This is a genomic window from Bradyrhizobium sp. CCH5-F6, from assembly GCF_001556045.1.
Lineage (GTDB): Bacteria > Pseudomonadota > Alphaproteobacteria > Rhizobiales > Xanthobacteraceae > Bradyrhizobium.
Map to the genome: position 1 here is coordinate 1 of NZ_LSIC01000099.1, position 1,395 is coordinate 1,395.

General features: G+C 63.4%; 1 protein-coding gene. It reads left to right on the top strand.

Features of this window, described 5'->3' with window-relative positions; all coding sequences use genetic code 11:
- Window positions 1–97 precede the first annotated feature (97 nt).
- Entirely contained in the window at window positions 98–1,363 is a 1,266-nt protein-coding gene (locus tag AX729_RS17955; protein WP_057196787.1) for an IS256 family transposase, read from the top strand.
- Window positions 1,364–1,395: the final 32 nt, after the last annotated feature.

Sequence of the window (1,395 nt, forward strand, 5' to 3'; positions counted from 1 at the left end):
GAGCTATGCGGGAAAGTGGGTGATGACGGGTTGAGAGAGGCGGCGTATCGAGGCGGGTGTCGAGCCTGCCAGAACCTCTCAAGGAGAGCGATACGCCATGAACGAGACTACCAACATCCTGCCCTTCCGTCAGCCGTCTGCGGTTGACGATCCACTGACAGAAATTCTGCGGAACGGAGCCCGTGAGCTGCTCGCCCGGGCCGTCGAGATCGAGTTGCAGGCATTTCTGGAGACGACGGCGGAGCTGAAGCTGCCGGATGGCCGTGCCAGGGTGGTGCGGCACGGCTTTGGGCCTGCGCGTAAGATTGCCACGGGGATCGGCGCGATCGAGGTCGCCCGGCCCAAGGTCAGAGACCGCGGTGCGAGCGGAGCTGATCGGATCCGCTTCACCTCGGCGATCCTGCCGCTGTGGGCGCGGCGGACGAAGAGCCTGGATGCCCTGCTGCCGATCCTCTATTTGCGCGGCATCTCGACCGGCGATTTCCAGGAAGCGCTCTCGGCGCTGCTCGGCCAGGATGCGCCGAACCTGTCGCCATCGGTGATCTCAGGCCTGAAGGCGCAATGGCAGGGCGAGTACGAGCGCTGGCAGAAGCGCGATCTGTCGACGCGGCGCTATGTCTACGTCTGGGCTGATGGCGTCTTCCTGCAGGCCCGGATGGAGGACCACAGCGAATGCATGCTGGTTTTGATCGGCGCGACGCCCAAGGGCAAGAAGGAGCTGATCGGCTTTCAGGTCGGCGTGCGCGAGAGCGCCCAGAGCTGGCGCGAGCTTCTGATCGACATTCGCCGGCGCGGACTGCAGGCTGCGCCTGAACTGGCGGTCGGCGATGGCGCCCTCGGCTTCTGGAAGGCGATGGACGAAGTCTTCCCCGGCACGCGGCGGCAGCGCTGCTGGCAGCACAAGACCGTCAACGTGCTCAACAAGGTTCCGAGCTCCGTGCAGAGCGGCATGAAGAAAGCCCTGCAGGACATCTCCATGGCCCCACACGGGGCTGCCGCGGAGCTTGCACTCGAAGCCTTCGCCGAGAAATACGGAGCAAAATATGCGCGCGCGGTCGATTGCCTCATCAAGAATCGCGAGGATCTGCTGGCATTCTATGACTTCCCTGCCGAGCACTGGGTCCACCTGCGAACCACCAATCCGATCGAAAGCGTGTTCGCCACAGTGCGACACAGGACGGTTCGGACCAAGGGATCGTTGTCGCCACAGACGGCCAGGCTGATGGTGTTCAAGCTGATCGATGCAGCCTCGAAAACCTGGCGTCGATTGAAAGGCACAAATCAGTTGCCGAAGATCATCGCCGGTGCCAGATTCGCCGACGGCATCGAGGTCATTCCGCCCCAGCAAAGCCACGCCGCCTGATCGGCTCCGTCACCCAGATTCAGGCATAGCTC